A 21,638-nucleotide genomic window follows, 5' to 3' on the forward strand; every position below is an offset into this window, starting at 1 on the left:
GCGAACTAGAACTTGTTCTACCAACGTGCGATCTCGCTATGTACGACGATGTCCGCATGACCTTCGGACCTGCGTGGTGGCTGCGCCCCGACGAGCAGGCGGACATCGGGACCCCGTTCTTCGTCGTCTTCCAGGCCTCGGTCGTCGCCTCCATCCTGAGCGTGGGGTTCGAGGGCCCCGGTGCGGCCACCGCCTTCACTCTCGTCCTCGGGGGCTTCTTCGCACTGCTGGCTCTGCGCAACTCCCTGCGCCTGCTCCTGCCCCGCCCGGTCGCGACGACCGCGATGCTGGTGAGCCTCACCGTGTGCGCCTCGGCGGCAACCCTGTCCGCCGCCGGCCCGATCCTGGAGACCGACGCCCCTCTGCGCGGCATCCTGGTGCTTCCCGCGTTGAGCGTCCTCCTCACCGCCCTCGCCCAGGAGAGCGTGCGCAAGGTCAACTTGAAGCAGGCTTGAACCTCCGCGAGGCTGGACCCGTGACCCAGCTGACCATCGGACACCTGGCCGAGCGCGCAGGCGTGGCGACGTCGGCGATCCGGTTCTACGAGTCCCGCGGACTGATCCACTCGGTGCGTACGACGGGCAACCAGCGCCGCTACGAGCAGCACACCCTGCGCCGGATCGGCTTCATCCGCACGGCCCAGCGGATCGGGCTGAGCCTCGAGGAGATCGCCGAGGCGCTTGCGACGCTGCCCGACAACCGCACCCCCACCAAGTCCGACTGGCACCGGCTGAGCAATTCCTGGCGGCCCCGGCTCGACGAGCAGATCCGCCGCATCGAGCTGCTGCGCGATCGTCTCGACGGCTGCATCGGTTGCGGCTGCCTGAGCATGAAGAGCTGCGCCCTGGTCAACCCGGGCGACGAGGCGGCGAGCTACGGCACCGGTGCCGTCTGGCTCGAGCCGCGGCCTCGCAACCGACCTGGAGTCTCCCGATGAGCGCCACCCCGCACCACCTGCTGCACGAGCCGCACCACGACGGGTCGCCCCGCTACCTCGAGCACGAGGCCCCCGCCCTCGGCTGGCCCGTGAAGGTACGGCTGCGCACCTGGTCCGGCGACCCGGTCGAGTCGGTGTGGGTGCGGACGACGTACGACGCCGAGCCGACGTACCACGCCTGCGCCGTGGTCGAGCGCGACGAGCACGCGACCTGGTGGGAAGGCGAGCTGCCCGTGCACAACCCGGTGACGCACTACCGCTTCCTGCTCGCCGACGCAGACGGCGAGCAGCGCTGGCTGACCGCCGCCGGGATGGTGGGCCACGACGGCCCGGACACCTTCGACTTCCGGGTCACCGTGCACGAGCCGGCGCCCGACTGGGGCCGGGACGGGGTCGTCTACCAGGTCTTCCCCGACCGCTTCGCGCGCTCGGCCGCCGCCGACGGGCGGCCCACACCCGAGTGGGCGGTGCCCGCGGCCTGGGACGACGAGGTGGTGTTCGAGGGCAGCGACCCCCGGACCCCGCTGCAGTTCTTCGGCGGCGACCTCGACGGGGTCGTCGAGCACCTCGACCATGTCGCCGAGGTCGGCGCGACGATCCTGTACACGACCCCCGTCTTCCCCGGCGAGAGCAACCACCGCTACAACGCCTCGACCTTCGACGGGGTCGACCCGCTGCTGGGCGGCGACGAGGCGTACGCCCGGCTCTGCACCGCCGTCCACGACCGCGGCTGGCGGCTGCTCGGCGACCTGACGACCAACCACACCGGCGACACCCACGAGTGGTTCGTCAGTGCGTCGTCGGACCCCTCGTCGCCGGCTCGCGGCTGGTACTACTTCAACCACGACGGCAGCTACGAGTGCTGGATGGGCCACGGCACCCTGCCCAAGCTCAACCTCGCCGACCCCACGCTGCGGTCCGCGATGGTCGAGGGGCCCGACTCGGTCGTGGCCCGCTGGCTGCGGCCGCCGTTCGACGTCGACGGCTGGCGCATCGACGTCGCCAACATGACCGGGCGGCTGGGCACCCTCGACGTCAACCACGACACCGCCCGCGCGGTGCGTCGTACCGCCGCCGCGGAGCGGCCGGACCCGCTGGTGATCGGCGAGCACAACCACGACGCGTCCGGCGACCTCGACGGCGACGGCTGGCACGGGACGATGAACTACTCCGGCTTCTCCTGGCCGGTGTGGTCGTGGCTGCGCGATCCGGCCTCCCCGGCGCGCGCCTTCGGCCGGCCACTGCCCGTGCCGCGCCGCCCCGGACCCCTGGTGCAGCAGACCGTCCGCGAGTGGACCGCCCGCTACGGCTGGCACGCTGCGGCCACGTCGTGGAACATCCTCGGCTCGCACGACAGCGCCCGGATCCGCACCGTCACCGGCTCCGGCCCCCTGCACCGGGTCGCCGCCGGCCTGCAGTTCACGCTGCCCGGGGTGCCGATGGTCTTCGCCGGCGACGAGATCGGCCTGGAGGGCGTGCTCGGCGAGGACTCCCGCCGCCCGATGCCCTGGGACCGGCCCGAGACCTGGGACCACGCCACGCTCACGACGTACGGCGCGCTGGCGGCCGCCCGGCGCGACCACGAGGCACTGCGCCGCGGCGGGCTGCGCTGGGCCTACGTCGACGACGACGCCCTGGTCTTCCTGCGCGAGCACCCGGCCGGCTCGGTGCTGGTGCTCGCCCGCCGCACGGGCGGCTCGGCCATCGACCTGCCCGCCGGCCCGCTCGGTCTCACCCGCGGCTCGCTGCTGCTCGCCACCGAGGGCGGGCGTGCGGGCGATCTCAAGGCGCGGCGGGGCGTCGTACGGCTGCCGGCTGCGGACGGGGCTGGGGTGTGGGTCTGGGGTGGCGCGTGAATTTCTCCGCCTAGGCGGAGAAATTCACGCCTACGTCGAGATACTTCACGACACAAGCGCGAGTTTCTCGACACCGATGAAACGCCCGAGACGCCTGAGACGTCTGCGGGGCGGGCAGTCGCCCTCAGCGCCAACCGAGCGCGGGCGCGACGTGGGTGAGCAGCGACTCGATCACGTGGGCGTTGTAGTCGACACCGAGCTGGTTGGGAACGGTCAGCAGCAGGGTGTCCGCGGCGGCGATCGCCTCGTCCTCGCGCAGCTGCTCGACCAGGAGGTCCGGCTCGCCGGCGTACGTCTTGCCGAAGCGCGCGACGCCGCCGTCGATCATGCCGACCTGGTCCTGGCTGCCGCCCTCCCCGCCGAAGTACATCCGGTCCATGTCGTTCACGATCGGGAAGATGCTGCGGCTCACGGAGACGCGGGGGACCCGCGAGTGACCGGCGGCCTCCCAGGCCTTGCGGAAGAGCTCGATCTGCTCGGCCTGCAGCTGGTGGAACGGTACGCCGGTGTCCTCGGTCAGCAGCGTGGACGACATCAGGTTCATGCCCTGCTCCGCCGTCCACTCGGCGGTCGCGCGCGAGCCGGCGCCCCACCAGATCCGATCGCGCAGCCCGGGGGCGTGCGGCTCGATCCGCAGCGGTCCGGGCGGGTTGGGGAACATCGGCCGCGGGTTCGGCTCCGCGAAGCCCTCCCCGCGCAGCACCTCGAGCAGCACCCGGGTGTGCTCGCGCGCGAGGTCGGCGTGATCGGTGTCCGGCGCCGGCTCGTAGCCGAAGTAGCGGTACCCGTCGATCACCTGCTCCGGTGACCCCCGGCTGATGCCGAGCTGCAGTCGCCCGCCGGAGATCAGGTCGGCGGACCCGGCGTCCTCCGCCATGTAGAGCGGGTTCTCGTAGCGCATGTCGATCACGCCGGTGCCGATCTCGATCCGGCTGGTGCGCGCCCCGATGGCCGCGAGCAGCGGGAACGGCGATGCGAGCTGGCGGGCGAAGTGGTGCACCCGGAAGTACGCCCCGTCCGCGCCGAGCTCCTCGGCCGCGACCGCCAGGTCGATCGACTGCAGCAGCGCGTCGGCCGCGGTGCGCGTCGCCGACTGCGGCGACGGCGTCCAGTGCCCGAAGGACAGGAACCCGATGTTCTTCATACCGACGCAACAGAGGTTGAAGCGTCAATCTTCCCGAGGACTTCCCGAGGACTTTCCGACGCCTCCGAGGGCTAGGGTGGCCCGATGGCGCTGCGCATCGTCGCCAGCCGACCGGATCCCGCGATCATCACGCTCCCGTGGTCCCAGCCGCTGGAGGAGTGGGACGAGCAGTACGTCGTACCCCTTCCCCGCGGCCTGTCGCGCCACGTCGTGCGGATCATCCGGCTCCACGACCGCACCTACGCGGTGAAGGAGACGGTCGAGGAGATCGCCTTCCGGGAGTACCGGCTGCTGCGCGACCTGCAGCGGCTGGGCCTGCCCGCGGTCCTGCCCCAGGGCGTCGTCACCGGCCGGGTCGACGCCGACGGCGAGCCGCTGCCCGCCGCGCTGCTCACCCAGCACCTGCAGTTCTCGCTGCCCTACCGCAGCCTCTTCGCGCACGGCATGAGCACCGAGAGCCTGCCGGCGCTGGTCGACGCCCTGGTGGTGCTGCTCGTGCGGCTGCACCTCGCCGACTTCTTCTGGGGCGACGTGTCGCTGTCCAACGTGCTGTTCCGCCGCAACGCCGGCGGCTTCGCGGCGTACCTCGTCGACGCCGAGACCGGCGAGCTCCGACCGACGCTGTCGCGGCAGATGCGCGAGTACGACCTGACCATCGCCACCGAGAACGTCTTCGCCGAGCTCCTCGACCTGCAGGCCAGCAACTCCCTCGACAGCGACGTGCACGCCCACGAGACCGTGGCCCTGCTCCAGCAGCGGTACGACGCACTCTGGGCCGAGCTCACCGACCCCGAGGAGTTCTCCGCCGGCGAGATGTGGCGCATCGAGCAGCGCATCGAGCGGCTCAACGACCTCGGCTTCGACGTCGACGAGCTCGACATCGTCACCGACTTCGACGGCGACGAGGTGCGGATCCAGCCGAAGGTCGTCGAGCTCGGCCACCACTGCCGCGAGCTGCAGGCCCTGACCGGGCTGAACGTCGAGGACGGCCAGGCCCGCCGGATGCTCAACGACATCGCGTCCTTCACCGCCCACTACGGCCTCGGCCGCGAGGACCGCAGCCTGGTCGCCTACCGATGGCTGACCCAGATCTACGAGCCGCTCATCGAGATGATCCCGCCCGACCAGCGCGGCAAGCTGGAGCCGGCGGAGTTCTTCCACGAGGTGCTGGTGCACCGGTGGTACCTCTCCGAGCGCGCCGGCCACGAGGTCGGCATCTTCGACACCGCCCGCGACTACATCGAGCACGTGCTGAGGGCGAAGCCGGACGAGGTCGTCACGGCGGGCGAGGACTGACCGCCCGGCGTCGCTCCCCTCCGGACACCTGGGGAGCCAGGGTCACGCCAGCACACGACGCGCGCGGGCGCCGATCCGGACCCCGAGGTCGTCGAGCTCGTCCAGCAGCGCCGCGGCGCCCCAGACCTGGTCGCGCGCCCGGTTGGTCAGCGGCCGGATGACGCCGCTCGACTCCAGCCGGCCGAGCGCGGCGTAGATGCTCGACGTGGCGCCACCGATCCTGGCTTCGACCTCCTCGGCGGAGAACACCGGGACGTCGAGGAGCGAGTCGACGATCCTGCGCGCAGCGCTGCCCGCCCGGGGCGTGCCGGCGGACTCCAGCCACTCGGCGGTCATCCGGGAGAGGTGCTCGGCGGTGACGGCGGACTCCTCGGCGGCGATGGTCGATGAGGTCGAGAACGCGGCGATGATCGGTCCGGCGTCGCCGTCGCGATAGGAGCCGAGGACGTCGAAGTAGTCGTCGCGTCGAGCGACGAGCGCCGAGGCGAGCGGCACGACGATCCGGCTGGTCGCCCCCCGGCGGCGGAGCACCGTGTTGATCAGAGCCCGGCCGATCCGGCCGTTGCCGTCGGTGAACGGGTGGATCGACTCGAACTGCGCGTGCGTCATGGCGGCCTGGACCAGGACGTTGAGGTCGCCCCGGTTGGCGAAGGTGACGAGGTCCTCGAGATAGGCGCCCACGGTCCCCGGGGGCGGCGGGACGTAGAGAGCGTTGCGAGGCGAGTGGTCCGATCCACCGATCCAGTTCTGCTGGTCGCGGACCTTCCCGGCGTAGGCGGCCTCGTAAGGGTCGTCCGCCATCAGGACGCGGTGCGCGGCCAGGACGTTGTCCCAGGTGAGGTCTCGCGCGTCGTCGACGGATCCGATGAGGTTCCCGAGCGCCCGGGTGGAGGCCACCATCGAGACCGCGGAGGCATTCGCCCTGATGCCGTGCAGGGCGCGCGCGTAGTCCTCCATCGAGGCCTCGATCCGCTCGATCTTCGAGGAGGCGACCGACTCGGCACGCAGCAGGATCGTGGACAGGGAGGCCAGGTGCTCGCTGTGGGTGTCGTCCAGTCGGGCGATCGCGCTGAGGGCGGCGTCCATCGTCGAGCCGAGGCGCGACGGGATCGCCGGGTCGATGTCGGCCAGGTGCGGCGGCAGGTACGTCTCGACCTCGCTCATCATCCGGTCCTCCTTCGTCCCGGCCCGAAAGGTCTGGGACCAGGGACGAACCTGGCGGCCGTGCGGCGCAATGGGGACCATTGCCGAAGCGTCCGCACGCGGCACCTCGGGCGAGCCGGACAACGCCATCGAGGGGCTCCTGACGGGACGGGGCAACTCGGATCAGCGTACCCAGTTATTCCGACTTACACCCATCAAGTCGGAACAAGGCCGCGCTCCTTCCGACTTGTCACCCGGCTGCGCCGTCCCCGAAGCCGTCCACCCCGGTCTGCTCGACCGACCAGGCCCAGAGCCGGGCGGCGTCGTTCGGGTCGAGTGCGTAGTCCTTCACGCCGTACGTCGTCTGCGGACCGGGAGGTACGACGGGCGCGATGCCGCAGTCCTCCAGGTAGGCGCCGGAGTGCGCGGCGAGGCTCGGCGAGGTCGCCGCCCAGACCACGGTGGCGGCGCCCTGCTCGGGCGAGCGGAAGTCGGGCAGCACCGGCTGCCCGTCGGCGTCGAGGGTCATCACCGCGTCGAGGTCGGACTCCTGGAGGTGCCGGCCGAGCGAGGTGAGGATCGCGCCCGGGTGGAGCGAGAAGGCGGACACGCCGCGCTCCCGACCCAGCGCCGCGAGGTGTACGGCGAACAGCACGTTGGCCGTCTTCGACTGCCCGTAGGCGAGCCACTTGTCGTAGCCGGTCTCGAACCACGGGTCGTCCCACCGGAAGCCGGACAGGTGGTGGCCGGTCGACGACACGCTCACCACCCGGGAGCCCGCCCCGAGCAGCGGCGCTAGCCGGTTCACCAACGCGAAGTGGCCCAGGTGGTTGGTCGCCAGCTGAAGCTCCCAACCCGGCCCGACCCGGGTCTGCGGGCAGGCCATCACGCCGGCGTTGCCGATGACGACATCGAGCGGGCGACCGGCGGCGAGCAGCCCGTCGGCGTACGACGCCACCGAGGCCTGGTCGGCCAGGTCCAGTGCGCCGACCTCGACCCCGTCGATGCCCGCGACCGCGTCGGTCGCCTTCCCGGGCCGCCGGGCGGGGACCAGGACGGTCGCGCCCGCGCCGGCGAGGGCGCGGACCACCTCGACGCCGATGCCGGAGTAGCCGCCGGTGACCAGTGCGGTCCGGCCGGTGAGGTCGACGCCGGCGAGCACCTCGGCGGCGGTGGGGAGGGCGCTCACGACGGCAGGTTCACGTCGAGGGTGGTGGCTTCCCACTCGTCGATCGATGCCGACATCGAGGCGAGCTTCTCGCGCACCGCCTTCAGCACGTCGTGGCCGAGCAGCAGCCGCAGCGGCGGGTCGTCGAGCCCGACGACCATCAGCACCGCCTCCGCCACCTTGCGCGGGTCGCCGGGCAGGTGGTCGGCGAACTGCTTGATCAGGTCCTTGCGCACGCCCACGTCGTCGGCGTACGCCTCGATCGGCGCGCTCGCCTCCTTCATCGACCGGCGCGCCCAGTCGGTGCGGAACGCGCCCGGCTCGATCGCGGTGACCTTGATGCCGAGCGGGCCGACCTCCTTCGCGAGCGCCTCGGTCAGCGCCTCGAGCGCGAACTTGGTCGAGCTGTAGTAGGCGTTCGGCGGGTTCGCGACCAGGCCCGTCATCGACGAGATGTTCACGACGTGGCCCGAGCCCTGCGCGCGCATCCCCGGCAGCACCGCCTTGAGGGTGTCGACGACGCCGAAGTAGTTGGTGTCGAAGAGCGCGCGCACCTCCGCGTCGTCGCCCTCCTCGACGGCCGACATGTAGCCGTACCCGGCGTTGTTCACGAGTACGTCGATCCCGCCGAACGCCTCCTCGGCCGCCGCCACCGCCGCGGCGATCTGGTCCCGGTCCGTGACGTCCAGCGGTACGGCGAGCGCCCCGTCGAGCTCGCCCAGGTCGGTCACGTCGGCGACCTTGCGCGACGTGACGACGACCTGGTGGCCGGCCCCGAGCGCCGCGCGCGCGATCTCGCGGCCGATGCCGGTGGAGCAGCCCGTGATCAGCCAGCGGCTCATGCCGTCACCTCGGGGAGTCGTCGCAGGTAGCCGGTTCGTCGTTCAGCGAGCTGCGCGGCCCGCTCCTCCGGCGTCACCGTCGGCAGAGCGAGGCTGCCGACCTCCTCGAGCCGGACCACCCGGCCGGTCGCGGCGAGGTCGGGGCGGGCGCCGCCGTCCGGGAACTCCGCCATCCGCAGGGTCAGGATGCCCTCGGGCAGGCCACCGGTGTCGATCCAGTTGGGCACGCCGGGATCCTCGCCGGCGATCACGTAGGTGTAGGTGCCGTCGTCGTTCGGCCGCGACTGCGCCTTGTTGAGGCTGCCGGTGCGGTCGAGGACCTCGAGCGTCGTACCCCAGATGTTCGAGAGCGGGACGGTGAAGTACTCCGCGCCCCCGTCGCTCACGTCGACCACGAACGCCTCGTCGGGAGCCAGCTCGTAGCGGCCGGCGACGTACACCTGGCTGCGCATCGCGCCCGTGTGGTCGGCGGACCAGGCGAGCGAGAAGTGGTTGGCGGGCGTCTTGTACATCCCGTGGCTGAGCTTGCCGGTGAAGTCGGCGAAGTGGGCCATCATCCGCGCGGTCGCCTCGGCCTGCTCGTCGAGCGTCAGCGTGGCGGTCGCGGGCGGCCCGCCGAGCCGCTCGACCTCGATCGTGTTCGGGTCGTCGCGGCCCCAGTCGAGCAGCACGTCGCGGATGTAGAGCTCGTGCGCCTCCGACGTCGACCGGATGTGGTTGGGCCGCCCGCCGGCCTCGTCGGCGTCGACGGTGATCTCGTACGACCCGTCCGCCTCGACGTGCATCCGCCGGCCGTCGCAGACGTCGACGGTGCCCATGTGGGCGTTCCAGAGCGTGAAGTAGTTCTCGGTCATCCGGTGCTCGCCGACCCGGCCGCGCAGGACGTACCGCTCGTCGCCCGAGATCGGCACGACCCGGTAGACCGTGTCCGGGTTGTCGATCCCCCACCGGCTGCCGGGCACCCGACGGCCATCGACCTCGTGCGCGAGCCGGGTGATGGTGGTGACCTTCGGCCGCAGCGGGTCCTGGTTGGAGCTCCACACCGCCGCCGAGAACATCACCTCCTCGAACGCCGCCTCGAAGCAGGCGCGCATCGCGTCGCTCGCCATGGCCCGGCCGAGCCAGGTCTCGGCGACGGAGCGGTACGCCGCCCGCACGGTCGGGTGCTCGATCAGGTCGAGGGCCGCGAGCTCGTGCGCGTGCTGCTCGGCGGTGGCGACGGGGTGGCTCATGGCGGGGACCGTACTCGTGATCCGGCGAAATGTCAGCCCTGACATTTTGTTACGGTGTCCCGGTGAGCGAGACCCCCGGCAAAGCCGATCGGACCCGCGCCGCGCTCCGCGACGCGGCGCTGCGACGGTTCGTGGCCGACGGCTTCGAGGCGGCCAGCGTGTCGGCGATCGCGGCCGAGGTCGGCGTGACCGAGCGGACCTTCTACCGCCACTTCGCGACCAAGGACGAGGTGCTATTCGGTGACGTCGTGACCCGGCTGGAGTGGTTCCGACGTGCGCTGCGCGAGCGGCCCGACGGCGAGGGCCTGATCCGCTCGGTGCTCGCCTCCCTCGGCTCGGCCCCGACCGACCCGCGGCTGATGGTCGAGATCGCCCGGCTGCGCAGCGAGCTGCTCAGCCCGGAGCGGATCGAGCGCACCTTCCGCGACCGGCAGGGTGCGATGGCGACCGAGCTGCGCGCGGTCCTGCTCGAGCGCGGCGTCCCCGAGCTCGCCGCCGCCGTCCGCGCCGAGGTCGTCGCCGGCGCCGTCTTCGCCGCCCTTGCGGTCTGGACCGAAGCACCCGCCCCGCACGACCTGACCCGGCTCGGCACCCTCACCGAGGAGGCGCTGGCGCAGGTCCGGCCGGCGCTCGGCTGACGGGTTCTGCCCCGAACCGCTCGTCGACCTGCTCGCCGGTCAAGCCGTAGGTCTCCAGCGCGTAGTCGGGCCGGCGGCTGCCGTCGTGCGGCCGGGCGGCCAGCCAGCCGCGCATCGAGGTCTCCGCGACCGCGGTCAGCGGCAGGCCGAGGGCGTCGTACACCGCGGCGACCGAGCCGATCGGGTCGGCCACCACCGCGTCGTACTCCAGATCCGTGACCGGGCCCGACGCGCCCCAGCGGGCCCGAGTCGCAAGCGCGCGGTCGTTCGCCCAGCCCATCCGCGCCAGCCACTCCGGGCCGATCCGGTGCAGGTCGACCGACGGGTGGTGCAGCGCCCGCATGGTGGCGTTCAGGCTCGCGCCGGAGCCGATGGTCGCGCGCGGGTCGCGGTGCAGGTGCACCACGTGGGCGCCCGGGAAGCGGGCGAGCAGGACGTCGAGGTAGCCCAGGTGTGCCGGTGTCTTCAGCACCCAGCGGCGCACCTCCTCGCCCCGCTGGCGCTTCTGCCACTGCAGGAGCTGGAGCATCCGGTGCAGGTGGTCGTAGGCGGGGGTGAAGTCCTGCGTGTCGATCCAGGAGCGGTACGCCGGCACGTCCGCCGACGACTCGGGCACGTGCGAGAGGAACGCGTCGGCGAGGAAGACGATCTCCTCCTCGGCCTCGCGCGGGTGCATCGGGTGGATCGCGAACATCTCCGGCGCCAGCTCGCGCGAGACCGCCGCCTGCTCCTCGGCCCGGACGATCCGCGGGTCGACGGACGTCCACTCGTGGTCGAGCCGCGGCACGGGTGAGACCACTTCCCAGCCGTGGGCGCACTGGAAGCGCGGGTCGGCCGCGAGCAGCCGCTGCACCAGCGTGGTGCCGCTGCGCATCATCCCGACCACCACCACCGGGTCGGCCACCTGCTCGTCGAGGATCTCGGGGTGCCGCCGGACCCACTCCTGCGCGCGCAGCCGCATCCGCAGGCTGCGCACCGCCCCGCTCCGGAGCAGGTGGGCGCCGACGTCGGTGAGGTCGGCGCCGCCGTACGCCTCGAGGAGTACGGCGAGCGGCTCCTCGAACGGACCGGGTCCCCAGTCGTCGAGGCCCTCCTTGCGTCGTGCGTCGGCGAGCACCCCGGCCAGCGTCCAGTCCGTCATGGTTCCTCCTGTGACGGCGGTCACCCTATGCTCCGCGCGTGGTCGACAGCGCACGCAAGATCGAGAACCTGCTCTACGCCTACGCCGAGGCGATCGACTCCGGCGACCTCGATGGAGTCGCGGCGCTCTTCGCGCGCGGCCGGATCCACGGCGCGGAAGGCGGCCCGCCCGGCACCGTCTTCGAGGGTCGCGACGCGGTGCGCGGGCTCTACGAGATGGCGACCCGGCTGTACGACGACGGCACGCCCCGGACCCACCACGTGACCACGAACGCCCGCGTGGAGGTCGACGAGGACGCCGGGAGCGCCACCTGCTCGTCGTACTACCTGGTCACCCAGGCGACCCCCGACCTGCCGCTGCAGGTGATCATCACCGGTCGCTACCGCGACACCTTCCACCGGGTCAACGGAGCCTGGTGCTTCGACACCCGGACCATGTACGTCGACCAGACCGGCGACCTGTCCCACCACCTGAAGTTCTGAAGATCCGGTGGTTGAGCAGGCTGCGCCAGCACCCGGTGGTTGAGCAGGTTGCGCTAGCAACCGTTGCCCGGTGGTTGAGCAGGTTGCGCTAGCAACCGTGTCGAAACCCGCTAGCGCGGCTTCGATGCTCAACCACCGTCAGGTCAGGGCCGGCAGACCCGGCAGGGCGTGAGACTCGGGTTGTCGCCGGCTGCGCGCAGGTCGTCGCGGTGCGCGACGAGTGCGCAGTCGCGGCGGTGCAGGGTGGTGCCCTCGCCCGCGGTGACGGGGACCGCCGCGAGGTCGACGCCCTGGTCGCTGATGGCGGCGGAGCGCGAGGTCACGTCGGCGAGCACCAGCAGCGTGTCGGCCAGCCGCTTGGAGGACTGCCGGCCGTCGTCGGCGATCCGGGCCAGCCAGGCGCCGAAGTAGAGGAAACCGCCGACGAAGGTGAGGCCGAGGCCGAGCAGTCCGCCGGAGACCAGGTAGGAGAGCTGGTCGTACTGGTACGGCGTGTTGGCCGCGCCGTACCAGCCCAGCACGATCACCACGAGCCCGAGCGGCAGCAGGATCGCGCCGGCCCAGAACAGCACGACCTGGAGCAGCTGGTAGTGGTTGTTCTTCAACGGAGCCGCGCCGCCCGACGCCGGGCGGGTGCCGGCTCGCGGCAGGGCGGCAAGGTTTCCGCCCTGCTGGACGGTGGTGGGCTGCAGAGTGGTCATGTCACGCCTTCCTGAGGTCGGGCAGGCCGCTGTCGAGGCCGTGGGAGCAGGACGCGCCGCCGCCGAGGGCGGCCGCGCCGAGCCGGCGCAGGTAGCTGCCGGCGACGGTGGCCAGCGCGATGCCGCCGAGGAGCAGCATGCCGGGGATCGAGAAGAGGGGCGGCAGCCCGGCGGCGACCGGGGCCGCGGCCGGCAGGTCGCCGACTCCGGCGGCATCCGTCGTGGCACCGGGCGCACCGCCCGTGCCCCCGGGAGGTGCAGCGGTGCCGGCGCCACCTGCGCCCCCACCCGCGCCGTCGCCGGCACCGCCACCTGCCCCGGGAGGCTCTTCGCCACCCGGGGTGTCCGGGGTCTCGGGAGTGTCCGCCGCCGGGAGATCCGGCAGCGGGATGCCCTGGACGGTGTCGACCTCACTCTGGGCCGAGCCGAGGGTCAGCACCACGCGCGGCGCGAGGTTGGGCAGCGCGCCGAGCAGGCTCTTGAGGATGGCCGCCTCGGGCGGGAACGGGACCTCGGCCAGGAGCTTCCCGAGCGGGATCTGCTGGAGCACCGGCGCGAGGATCGCGGTGTCGATCTCGACCTGCAGGGCCGACACGGCGGTGGACGCCTCGTCACCGTCCGAGACCCGCTCCGGGGTGGGCAGGGTCAGGGTGACGCCGAGGGTCTTCAGCGCCTTGGCCGGGTCGTCGGGCAGCCCCGGGATCGCCCCGGTCTGGCCGACGGCGCGGTACCCCTCGGGACCGAAGGCGAACTCCTGGCCGGCGATCGTGACCGTGCCGAACCGGGCCTCACCCGACGGCGTCCCGGTCTTGCCGTCGCTGGACGAGGTCGCCGTGGCGTGGATGCCCGAGATCGTCACGATGCCGCCGAGCAGTCGTACGTCGCCGAGCGAGGCCCGCGAGGTGGTGACCACCTTGCCGTCAGCGACCCTCGAGCGGGAGGTCGAGACGTAGCCGCCGAGGTCGACCAGGGCGCTCAGCGCGGGCGGGATCTGGCAGGCGACGGCCTCCTCCGGCGTCGGCTCCGGTGCGGCGGCGCTCGCCGGCGCCGCAGCGGCCGGCTGCGCGGGGGCGCCGACCAGGCCGGGGAGGGCTGCGGTCAGGTCGCCGAGCACAGGCAGTCCAGCGAGCCCCGGCACTGTGGGCAAGGTGGGCAGCGCCGGAAGGCCGGGGACGCCGGGCAGCCCGGGCAGCCCGCCGCCGGTGCTCGCCGGTGCGGCGACGTCGCAGTCGGTGGAGAAGCCCGTGGACGCGCTGACCGCGCCGTCGGCGGACGAGGTGCGCATCACCAGGCCCGGGAACGGCTCGTCGGCCGTGGCCTCCGGGCCGGAGGGGAACTGGGAGTTCACCTGGACCGGGTAGCCCTGGGCCGCGATCGGGCCGGCGAGCTCCGGAGGCAGACCGAGCTGCTCGACGATCGTCTTGAGGCCTTCGCCGACCGGGTCGCCGGGCCACAGGTAGCTGGAGCGCCCCTGCCCGCTGCTCGAGTCGGCCTCGACGGTGCTGTAGCCGAAGGACAGCTCCAGCTGCGGCGTCGCCGGGATCGGGATGGTCGGCTCGTAGATCTCCAGGCGCACCGGCGTGGCGAACGCCGAGGTGCTGTAGCCGCTGAACGGCTTCTTCTCCTCGGCGTGCGCCGCGGGCGCCCCCGGGCCGGCGAGCGGCAGCACCGCGCCGACGAGGCCGGCGGCGAGGAACGGCAGCACGATGCGTCGCGTCCTCGGGGCCCCTGCGGTTGCGGGCGCGAAGCGAGTGATCTTGCCGGGTGAAGTCATGCGGCACCTCCCAGGATGACGTCGGACATGGTCTCGAGGATCTCGGCGGGCTCGCCGCTGGCGACCACCCGACCGCCGGTCATGACGGCGGCGTAGTCGGAGACCCGCAGCGCGGTGCGGGCGAACTGCTCGATGCAGAGGATGGAGACACCGGACTCGGCGATCTGGGCGACGGTGTCGTAGAGCTCGTCGACGATCAGCGGCGCGAGACCCATGGACAGCTCGTCGAGCAGCAGCAGCGCCGGGTCGGAGGCCAGCGCCCGCGACATGGCGAGCATCTGCTGCTCACCGCCGGACATGGTGCCGGCGAGCTGGCCGCGGCGCTCGAGCAGCCGGGGGAAGTAGGCGAACGCGGTCTCGAGGACCGCCTCGGCCGGCACGCCGGCGTACGACATCAGCGTGAGGTTCTCCTGCACGGTCAGGTTGGGGAAGACCGAGCGGCCCTCCGGGACGGTGCAGAGGCCGAGCCGGGCGAGCTCCTGGGAGTCGGCGCCGCGCACGTTGACCCCGCCGAGGTGGATGTCACCGCTGGTCGGTCGCTTCTGACCGGAGACGATCTTGACCAGGGTCGACTTGCCGGCGCCGTTGGGGCCGAGCAGCGCCATCACCGCCCCCTTCGGGACCGTCAGGTCGACGCCGCGCAGCACCTCGATCCGGCCGTACGCCGCGTGCAGGTCGACGATCTCCAGGATCGGGACGCCGCTCATCGGACCTCCTCGGGGATCGCGGGGAGCACTTGCGTGCTGGTGCCGGCCTCGTCGTGCCGAAGGGAGACGGCGTCATCGTCGTCGAGGTCGGAGTAGCCGAGGTAGGCCTTCTGCACCGCCGGGTCGGAGCGGATCAGCGACGGCGCCCCGGAGGCGATCACCGAGCCGAAGTCCAGGACGTGGATGTCGTCGCAGACCCCCATCACCAGGTCCATGTCGTGCTCGACCATCAAGATCCCGCGACCCTCCGCGGCCAGCTCCTTCAGCAGCTCGCCGAAGGCGTCGGTCTCGGTCTCGTCCAGCCCCGAGGACGGCTCGTCGAGCAGCAGCAGCTTCGGCTGTCCGGCCAGGCAGCGGGCCAGCTCCAGCAGCCGCGCCGTACCGGTGGGGATCGAGTCGGCGCGCTCACGGGCGTACGACGCGATGCCGACCCGCTCCAGCAGCGCGTCGACGTCCGCCGCCGCCGGGCGGATCCACCCGATCGGGCCGCGGTGGATGTCGAAGGCGACCCGGACGTTCTCGCGCACCGACAGCGACCCGAAGGCCTCCAGGCGCTGGAAGGTGCGGCCCATCCCCCGCTTGGAGCGGCGGTGCACGGGCAGCCGGGTGACGGCGCGGCCGTCGAAGCGGACCTTCCCGCGTGTCGGGCGCTGCAGGCCGCTGATGACGTTGAAGCAGGTGGTCTTGCCCGCACCGTTGGGGCCGATCAGGCCGGTGATCCGGCCCGCGTGGGCGGTGAAGGTCGCGTGGTTGACGGCGGTGACACCGCCGAACTGGACCACGACGTCGTCGACCTCAAGAAGCGACATGGGCGGGTTCCTTCCTGGCGTCCGGGCTGTCGACCAGCCCCGGCACGATCTGGTCGGCCGGTGCGTCCTGCGCGCGGCGCTCCGGCAGCGCCGGCAGCGACGCGCGCAGCCGTGGGCCCAGCCGGCTCTGGGCGAGACGTCCGGCCCGGAAGAGCTGGTTGGCCAGGCCGTTGGGGTCGCGGCCGGCGGCCACGGCACCGAAGCCGATGACGGCGAAGATCAGTCCGGCGATGCTCGGGTGGTCGCTCTGCATCACCGGCAGCAGCATCAGGCCGATGCCGCCGAGGGTCGCGCCGGTCACCGACGTCACGCCGAAGACCACGGCCAGGAGCAGCAGCGGGAGGCTGTTGAAGAACTGGAAGTCGGCCGCGCCGATGGTCTGTCGCAGCCCGGCGTACAGCGCCCCGGCCAGGCCGGCCATCCCGGCCGAGAGCCCGAACAGCGCGACCCGGAACCACCGCAGGTCCAGGCCGAGGGTGCCGCAGGCGGCCGGGCTGTCGCGCATCGCGATCAGCAGCCGGCCGACCGGACCGCGCCGCAGCAGGAGCAGCGCCAGGGCGGTCAGCACGAAGAAGACGGTCATCAGCATGACGTAGCCGCCGGTGCTGCTGATCGAGGTGCCGAGCACCGACATCCGCTCGGCGGGCAGGGTGCCGTTGAAGCCGAAGGCGAAGTCGGCCTGGAAGACCATCTTGTCCATCAGGTAGGCGAAGGCCATCGTCGACAGGGCGAGGTAGAGCCCGGTCAGCCGCAGCACCGGCAGCGCGACCAGGGCGCCTACGCCGGCCGCGATGGCCGCCGAGAGGGCCAGCCCGTAGAGGTTGGGCTCGTCGAGCTTGGCGTAGGCCAGCGCGCCGACCCCGGCGAAGGTGAGCTGGGCCAGCGAGACGTGCCCGCCGTACCCGGTCAGCAGCACCAGCGACAGCATCACCATCGCGTACGTCGCGGCGGTGCCGACCAGCAGCAGGTCGGAGTCGGCGAAGGAGCCCGCGAGCAGCGCCACCACCAGCAGCAGCGCGGCGCTCCAGCCGAGCGACTTGGTCATCGACGGCAGCGGCGCGGACACGATGCCCTTGACCTGGCCGATCCGCAGCTGCGCCTGCGGCATCAAGATGATGACGAGGAAGAGGAAGAGCGCCGGGATGACGTTGCGGACGCTGTTGAGCAGGCCCTCGGTCGGCAGGTAGCCGGAGGCGTACGACGTCGCGAGGCCGAGCGCCATCGCCCCGGCGAAGGTCAGCGGCAGGCTCTTGAGCCGGCCGAGCATCGCGGCGGCGTACGCGTTGATGACCAGCAGGGTCAGCGCGTAGTAGTCGAGCCCCACCTGCGAGACGAGGAGTACGCCGGCCAGCGCGGCCAGCGCGACCCCGATGGCCCAGGACAGTGCCGCGGCGGTCTCGGGCCTGCCACCGAACAACTTGAGCAGCTCGGGGTTGTCGACCGAGGCGCGCATGGCGGTGCCGATGCGGGTGCGGTTGAGCAGCAGGTAGAGCCCGAGCGCGGTCGCGGCGGAGAGCACGATGGTCAGCAGCTGGTGGCCGGTGATGATCACGCCGCCGACCTCGAAGGAGGTGGTCGGGAAGAACGGCAGCACCGAGCGCGCCTCCGGCGGCCAGATCTGGGTGGCGAACCCGATGCAGCCGACCAGCAGGCCGACGGTCACCACGAGCGCGACGCTGACCGGTCCCTCGCCGAGGCCGCGGGTGACGAACCGCTGCAGCAGCCAGCCCACCGCCGGCGCCACGACCAGCAGCACCAGCACCAGCGACAGCCAGGTCGGCAGGCCCTGGCGGACGCTGAAGTCCCAGAACACGAAGGACATCACCATGCCGAGCGCCCCGTGGGCGATGTTGAAGACCCGGGTCGTGGTGTAGGTCAGCACCAGGCCGCTCGCGGCGATGGCGTACGCCGCACCGCTGAACAGGCCGAACACGGTGAAGGCCAGGAACGTGGTCACATCAGCCTCCCAGGCCGGTGTCGGTGATCGGACCGCAGAGGTACTTGCCGGGCGAGACCTTCTTCCAGGTCCCGCCCTGGTACTGGATGATCGAGACGCAGTTGGTCGTCGACTCGGCGCCCACCTGCTGCGGCACGTGGATGCCGTTGCCGGTCCAGTTCTTCACCTTGGCGAGCGACTGGACGAGGGTCTGACGGTTCAGCCGTCCGCCGAGCGCGACCGCCTGCTCGACGAAGAGCCGGGCCGCGGACCAGGCGTAGACGCCGTAGGTGTTGGGCTCCGCACTCGGGTCCACCTGCGCGAGCCAGGCCCGGTAGAGCTCCATCTCCTTGTTGCTGAAGTCGTCGAAGAGCCCGGTCTGCGAGTAGACGTAGACGCCCTCGGCGTGCTTGCCGGCCTGCTCGACGTAGCGCTGGTCGTGGATCGTGGCGTCCTGCAGGAAGATCTCCGGCTGGTAGCCCTGCTGCGCCATCGCCTGCTGCAGGCGCACGGTGAACTGGTACGGGCCGGTGTAGTTGACCAGCTTCACGCCCTTGTCCTTCAGCTGCTGGACGTACGGGGCGTAGTTGAACTCCGAGACGTCGATGGCCTGGAAGACCGGGACGCTCCAGCCGTTCTTCTCCCACGCCGCCTTGAAGTTCTTGGCGTTGGCGGGTGCGGCGCCGGCGCTGACGTAGAGCATCCCGACGCTCTTGACCGCCTCGGGTGCCTGCTTGGCCCAGTACGCCGGCATCGCCGACGGCACCTGGTTCGGCTGGACGGCGTACGCCGCGTAGCAGGTGCGGCACGCGGTCCGCTCGGCGGAGACGGAGTAGGCCCGGAGGTCGGGGAGCCCGCACTTCTCGGCCGCGGCGGCGCCGCCGTAGTCGAAGGCGGACTGCGAGCCCACCGCCGCGAACGCCTTCTCGCAGGCGGTGGTGTAGGCCTGGTTGTCGGCGCCGGCATCGGCGCGACTGTCGAGCGCGGCCACCTCCAGCTTGCGCCCGCAGATGTCGCCGGTGCTGTTGAAGTAGGCGACGTAGGCCCGGGTCGCCTGCTGGGCGGACTCGAAGATGCCGGGCACCGGGCCGGAGATGTCGGAGGCGTTGGCGAGGGTGATCGTCTTGTCGGTGATCCCGGTCTGGTTCTTGAAGCCGTCGCAGCGGCCGGCTTTGGCCCCTCCGTCCGCGGCGTTCTCACCCTTGCCGCCCGCGGGCGCGCCGCCCTCGCCGCCTCCGGGGGCGGCGCCGTCGCCGCCGTCGCCGGTCGGGCCGGAGGGCGGGCGCGCACCCTCGGGACCGGCGGCCGGGGCCGGCGCGGGAGCCGCGCCCGGCTCGCCGGCCGGGTCGGAGCCGGGCTCACCCGGGACGGCGCCGGCGGCGGCGTCCCCCGCGCCGGTGTCGGCCGAGGTCCGGACGACGGTCTCCGGGTTGAGCTGCGAGCCGCAGGCGGCGAGGCCGAGCGCGAGCAGGGAGGCACCCGTCGCGAGCGCCCAGCGGGCCCGCGTCGTACGCCCTCGTGACCGTTCGGGACTGGTCCTCACGGCGTCCTCCAGAAAGTAGAACACGTACCAGTAACGAGTCTCGGCACCAAAGGTGACGGGGACCACAGGGTCTTTTCGGACGGCAGTCGTCCGTACGACGACGAGGCGGCTCAGCCGGTCTTGGTGAGGCCGGAGCACTGGTACTTCGTGCCGCCGACCGGCTTCCAGGCGCTCCCGGCGAGCTGGACGAAGCGCCAGCACTCGCCGGTCTGCTTGGCCCCGACCTGCTGCGGGGAGTGCAGGTCGTTGGCGGTCCAGTTCTTCACCCCGCCGAGCTGCGCGACCAGGCTGGCGCGGTCGAGCTTGCCGCCGAGCGCGATCGAGCGCTCCACGAACAGCCGCGCGGCCGACCACGAGAACAGCCCGAAGAACCCGGGCGTCGCGCCCGGCTTCACCTGGTCCAGCCAGCCGAGGTAGAGCGCGAGCTCCTTGTTCGAGCCGACCTCCTCGAACGGCGTGAAGTTCGCGAAGACCACCGTGCCGTCGACGGCACCGGCGCCCTCCTTGACGAAGGCCGGGCTGTAGTCGGTGGGGTCGCGCAGGTAGAGCTTCGGCTTGTAGCCCTGCTGGTCCATGGCCTGCCGCAGCCGGACCGACTGCTGGTAGGCACCGATCCAGAAGACCGTCTGCACGCCCTTGGTCTTCAGCTGCTGGACGTAGGGCGCGTAGTTGAACTCGGTGATGTCGATGCCCTGGACCACGTCGAACTTCATCCCGCGCTTGGTCATCGCCTCGACCTGGCCCTTGGCGTTCTGCACGGCCGCCCCGGCGTTGATGTAGAGGAAGCCGGCGTGCTGGCCGGCGTCGCCGTAGTTCTTCAGCACGAAGTCGGCGACGGCGTTCTGGAACTGGCTGGCGTTGGTCGACTGGGCGCCGAAGCAGGTCGCACACGCACTGCGCTCCACGCTGGTCGCGGCCGAGCGGAGATCCGGCAGGCCGCAGCCCTGGGCCGTCGCGGCACCACCGGAGTCGAAGGCCGACATCGAGCCGACCATCGCGAAGGTCTCCTCGCAGGCCTTGGCGTACGCCTGCTGGTCGGCGCCCGCGTCGGCGCGGGTGTCGTAGGTCTTGATCGCGAGCTTGCGCCCGCAGATGTCGCCGGTGCTGTTGAAGTAGGCGACGTAGGCCCGCACCGCGTCCTGGCTGGCCTCGAAGATGCCGGGCACCGGGCCGGAGATGTCGGAGGCGTTGCCGATGGTGATCGTCTTGTCGGTGATGCCGGGCCCGTTCTTGAAGCCGGCGCAGCTCGCGCCCTTCGCGCCACCCCCGGCACTGTTCTTGCCCTTGCCGCCGTCGGTGCTGCCACCCTTGCCGCCGCCACCTCCGGCCGCGGGAGGACCGCCGGCCACCGGCGCCGCCGGGCCGCCACCGGCCGCGGGCGCCCCACCGCCGCCCGCCGAGGCGTCGGGCACCGTGCCGGCCGGCACCTCCCCGTCCACCGGCACCTCGCCCCCGATCGGAGCCTCACCCGCCGCCGCTCCGGAGCCCCCGGCGTCGCCGTTGACCTGCGAGACGGTCTTGGGGTCCAGCTGCGATCCGCACGCGGCGAGCAGCAGGGCGAGCAGGCTGACGAGCAGGGTCGAACAGCGTCGTGACACGACGATCTCCCTCGAAGTAGAACAGGTATCAGTTCTTCAACGAGAGGCGACGGCAAAGGTGACGGCGCCCACAGAGCGCCGCGGACCGGACGCTTCGCACAGGGGACCGGCGACGGCCCTGCCTCCACGTTCCGAGGGTGTCGTGTTCCTGCGCCTGACTCGACGGTACAATTGAACACGTTCAAGGCCGAGCTGGATGAAGGAGTGCACCCAGCGCGTCGCAGGAGGTGCTTCATGAGTGATGCACGGCGGCTCGCCACCCGGTCGATCTCGATACCCCTCGCCTTCGCCGGCTTGTGGAGTCTCGGCCTGGCGGCGGGCGTCGGGGTGGCGCCGATGGTCAGCGAGACCACCATGACTTCCGACGGCGCCACGACCAGCACGACCAGGACACTGGTCGAGGAGATCGGCAGCGGCGCCTACGCCCTCGCCGGCTTGCCGCTGATGGCCACGATCCTCATCGGGTGCCTCTCCATCATCAGGCCACGCGTGGGGCCGGTCGTCGCCGCCTTCGTCGTCGTGGGCGCCCTCGGGATCTTCAACCTGCTGGCGATGTTGAGCATCGGGATCTTCTTCGTTCCCGCTACCGCAGCCCTGGTGGTCGCGACGTGCGCCATGTGGGCGCGAGCGACCTCGATACCGCGGCCTGTCGCCGGAGGCGCCGATTGACGCAGGAGGACGACCTCCGACC

General features: G+C 71.9%; 20 protein-coding genes. 7 read left to right on the forward strand and 13 right to left on the reverse strand.

Annotation, left to right across the window (positions count from 1 at the left end; all coding sequences use genetic code 11):
* Window positions 1-56: 56 nt before the first annotated feature.
* From MUB56_RS01025 to MUB56_RS01035, 3 genes are read left to right on the forward strand one after another with little or no spacing between them, the layout of a single operon-like run.
* Window positions 57-455, forward strand: coding sequence for a hypothetical protein (locus MUB56_RS01025; RefSeq protein WP_244930063.1), 399 nt, complete (start codon window positions 57-59; stop codon window positions 453-455).
* A gap of 20 nt (window positions 456-475) precedes the next feature.
* Complete coding sequence (soxR, locus tag MUB56_RS01030) at window positions 476-937, forward strand: redox-sensitive transcriptional activator SoxR (RefSeq protein ID WP_244930064.1); 462 nt, start codon at window positions 476-478, stop codon at window positions 935-937.
* A complete protein-coding gene (locus tag MUB56_RS01035) occupies window positions 934-2,793 on the forward strand; it encodes a glycoside hydrolase family 13 protein (RefSeq protein ID WP_244930065.1) in 1,860 nt (619 codons plus the stop codon). Before soxR ends, MUB56_RS01035 begins: the two co-directional genes overlap by 4 nt.
* 124 nt (window positions 2,794-2,917) lie before the next feature.
* Here MUB56_RS01035 and MUB56_RS01040 read toward each other — a convergent pair whose 3' ends face one another.
* On the reverse strand, window positions 2,918-3,937 hold the full coding sequence (locus MUB56_RS01040) for an LLM class flavin-dependent oxidoreductase (protein WP_244930066.1): 1,020 nt from the start codon (window positions 3,935-3,937) through the stop codon (window positions 2,918-2,920).
* 84 nt (window positions 3,938-4,021) lie between these two features.
* On the opposite strand from MUB56_RS01040, the gene MUB56_RS01045 reads away from it, so the two are divergent.
* Window positions 4,022-5,233, forward strand: coding sequence for a DUF4032 domain-containing protein (locus MUB56_RS01045; protein WP_244930067.1), 1,212 nt, complete (start codon window positions 4,022-4,024; stop codon window positions 5,231-5,233).
* Between the two features lie 42 nt (window positions 5,234-5,275).
* Here the strand turns inward: MUB56_RS01045 and MUB56_RS01050 are convergent, their stop codons facing one another.
* The 4 genes from MUB56_RS01050 to MUB56_RS01065 all read right to left on the reverse strand — a co-directional run bounded on the left by MUB56_RS01050 (window position 5,276) and on the right by MUB56_RS01065 (window position 9,618).
* A complete protein-coding gene (locus MUB56_RS01050; RefSeq protein ID WP_280637343.1) occupies window positions 5,276-6,397 on the reverse strand; it encodes a Fic family protein in 1,122 nt (373 codons plus the stop codon).
* A 229-nt stretch (window positions 6,398-6,626) separates the two neighbouring features.
* Window positions 6,627-7,565 carry an oxidoreductase gene (locus MUB56_RS01055; RefSeq protein WP_244930068.1) on the reverse strand — a complete coding sequence of 313 codons (939 nt, stop codon included), beginning with the start codon at window positions 7,563-7,565 and terminating at the stop codon, window positions 6,627-6,629.
* Window positions 7,562-8,386: an oxidoreductase gene (locus MUB56_RS01060; RefSeq protein WP_244930069.1), complete on the reverse strand. Its 825-nt coding sequence runs from the start codon at window positions 8,384-8,386 to the stop codon at window positions 7,562-7,564. The genes MUB56_RS01055 and MUB56_RS01060 overlap by 4 nt, the downstream gene beginning before the upstream one ends.
* The gene (locus MUB56_RS01065) at window positions 8,383-9,618 is read right to left on the reverse strand and encodes a hypothetical protein (RefSeq protein WP_244930070.1); all 1,236 of its coding nucleotides are present in this window, start codon (window positions 9,616-9,618) and stop codon (window positions 8,383-8,385) included. The genes MUB56_RS01060 and MUB56_RS01065 overlap by 4 nt, the downstream gene beginning before the upstream one ends.
* 62 nt (window positions 9,619-9,680) lie before the next feature.
* On the opposite strand from MUB56_RS01065, the gene MUB56_RS01070 reads away from it, so the two are divergent.
* Window positions 9,681-10,256 (forward strand): TetR/AcrR family transcriptional regulator, encoded by a 576-nt coding sequence (locus MUB56_RS01070; RefSeq protein ID WP_244930071.1) that lies wholly within the window; start codon window positions 9,681-9,683, stop codon window positions 10,254-10,256.
* Here the strand turns inward: MUB56_RS01070 and MUB56_RS01075 are convergent.
* Window positions 10,213-11,397, reverse strand: a complete 1,185-nt coding sequence (locus MUB56_RS01075) for a sulfotransferase (RefSeq protein ID WP_244930072.1) — start codon at window positions 11,395-11,397, stop codon at window positions 10,213-10,215. The two genes, MUB56_RS01070 and MUB56_RS01075, sit on opposite strands and share 44 nt — an antisense overlap.
* A gap of 38 nt (window positions 11,398-11,435) precedes the next feature.
* Here MUB56_RS01075 and MUB56_RS01080 point away from each other — a divergent pair, with 38 nt between their 5' ends.
* Complete coding sequence (locus tag MUB56_RS01080) at window positions 11,436-11,879, forward strand: nuclear transport factor 2 family protein (protein WP_244930073.1); 444 nt, start codon at window positions 11,436-11,438, stop codon at window positions 11,877-11,879.
* A 143-nt stretch (window positions 11,880-12,022) separates the two neighbouring features.
* Here the strand turns inward: MUB56_RS01080 and MUB56_RS01085 are convergent, their stop codons facing one another.
* The 7 genes from MUB56_RS01085 to MUB56_RS01115 form a co-directional block, all read right to left on the reverse strand.
* Window positions 12,023-12,580 (reverse strand): hypothetical protein, encoded by a 558-nt coding sequence (locus MUB56_RS01085; protein ID WP_244930074.1) that lies wholly within the window; start codon window positions 12,578-12,580, stop codon window positions 12,023-12,025.
* 1 nt (window position 12,581) lies between these two features.
* Window positions 12,582-14,354, reverse strand: a complete 1,773-nt coding sequence (locus MUB56_RS01090; protein WP_244930075.1) for a choice-of-anchor P family protein — start codon at window positions 14,352-14,354, stop codon at window positions 12,582-12,584.
* Window positions 14,351-15,061 carry an ABC transporter ATP-binding protein gene (locus MUB56_RS01095; protein ID WP_244930076.1) on the reverse strand — a complete coding sequence of 237 codons (711 nt, stop codon included), beginning with the start codon at window positions 15,059-15,061 and terminating at the stop codon, window positions 14,351-14,353. Before MUB56_RS01095 ends, MUB56_RS01090 begins: the two co-directional genes overlap by 4 nt.
* Window positions 15,058-15,870: an ABC transporter ATP-binding protein gene (locus MUB56_RS01100; RefSeq protein WP_244930077.1), complete on the reverse strand. Its 813-nt coding sequence runs from the start codon at window positions 15,868-15,870 to the stop codon at window positions 15,058-15,060. Before MUB56_RS01100 ends, MUB56_RS01095 begins: the two co-directional genes overlap by 4 nt.
* Window positions 15,857-17,827: an ABC transporter permease gene (locus MUB56_RS01105; RefSeq protein WP_244930078.1), complete on the reverse strand. Its 1,971-nt coding sequence runs from the start codon at window positions 17,825-17,827 to the stop codon at window positions 15,857-15,859. Before MUB56_RS01105 ends, MUB56_RS01100 begins: the two co-directional genes overlap by 14 nt.
* 1 nt (window position 17,828) lies before the next feature.
* Window positions 17,829-19,349, reverse strand: a complete 1,521-nt coding sequence (locus MUB56_RS01110) for an ABC transporter substrate-binding protein (RefSeq protein ID WP_244930079.1) — start codon at window positions 19,347-19,349, stop codon at window positions 17,829-17,831.
* Between the two features lie 110 nt (window positions 19,350-19,459).
* Window positions 19,460-20,947, reverse strand: coding sequence for an ABC transporter substrate-binding protein (locus tag MUB56_RS01115; protein ID WP_244930080.1), 1,488 nt, complete (start codon window positions 20,945-20,947; stop codon window positions 19,460-19,462).
* Window positions 20,948-21,181: 234 nt separating this feature from the next.
* Between MUB56_RS01115 and MUB56_RS01120 the strand changes: the two genes are divergently transcribed.
* On the forward strand, window positions 21,182-21,616 hold the full coding sequence (locus tag MUB56_RS01120; RefSeq protein WP_244930081.1) for a hypothetical protein: 435 nt from the start codon (window positions 21,182-21,184) through the stop codon (window positions 21,614-21,616).
* Window positions 21,617-21,638: the final 22 nt, after the last annotated feature.

Origin of the sequence: Nocardioides sp. W7, assembly GCF_022919075.1 — a bacterium.
In the GTDB taxonomy this organism is placed as follows: Bacteria; Actinomycetota; Actinomycetes; order Propionibacteriales; family Nocardioidaceae; genus Nocardioides.

Excerpts from the sequence above, each read along its gene's own strand:
- MUB56_RS01025 (WP_244930063.1), top strand. The coding sequence starts at position 57 with ATGACCTTCGGACCTGCGTGGTGGCTGCGCCCCGACGAGCAGGCGGAC.
- MUB56_RS01035 (WP_244930065.1), top strand. The coding sequence starts at position 934 with ATGAGCGCCACCCCGCACCACCTGCTGCACGAGCCGCACCACGACGGG.
- MUB56_RS01040 (WP_244930066.1), bottom strand. The coding sequence starts at position 3,937 with ATGAAGAACATCGGGTTCCTGTCCTTCGGGCACTGGACGCCGTCGCCG.
- MUB56_RS01045 (WP_244930067.1), top strand. The coding sequence starts at position 4,022 with ATGGCGCTGCGCATCGTCGCCAGCCGACCGGATCCCGCGATCATCACG.
- MUB56_RS01050 (WP_280637343.1), bottom strand. The coding sequence starts at position 6,397 with ATGAGCGAGGTCGAGACGTACCTGCCGCCGCACCTGGCCGACATCGAC.
- MUB56_RS01060 (WP_244930069.1), bottom strand. The coding sequence starts at position 8,386 with ATGAGCCGCTGGCTGATCACGGGCTGCTCCACCGGCATCGGCCGCGAG.
- MUB56_RS01065 (WP_244930070.1), bottom strand. The coding sequence starts at position 9,618 with ATGAGCCACCCCGTCGCCACCGCCGAGCAGCACGCGCACGAGCTCGCG.
- MUB56_RS01075 (WP_244930072.1), bottom strand. The coding sequence starts at position 11,397 with ATGACGGACTGGACGCTGGCCGGGGTGCTCGCCGACGCACGACGCAAG.
- MUB56_RS01085 (WP_244930074.1), bottom strand. The coding sequence starts at position 12,580 with ATGACCACTCTGCAGCCCACCACCGTCCAGCAGGGCGGAAACCTTGCC.
- MUB56_RS01090 (WP_244930075.1), bottom strand. The coding sequence starts at position 14,354 with ATGACTTCACCCGGCAAGATCACTCGCTTCGCGCCCGCAACCGCAGGG.
- MUB56_RS01095 (WP_244930076.1), bottom strand. The coding sequence starts at position 15,061 with ATGAGCGGCGTCCCGATCCTGGAGATCGTCGACCTGCACGCGGCGTAC.
- MUB56_RS01100 (WP_244930077.1), bottom strand. The coding sequence starts at position 15,870 with ATGTCGCTTCTTGAGGTCGACGACGTCGTGGTCCAGTTCGGCGGTGTC.
- MUB56_RS01120 (WP_244930081.1), top strand. The coding sequence starts at position 21,182 with ATGAGTGATGCACGGCGGCTCGCCACCCGGTCGATCTCGATACCCCTC.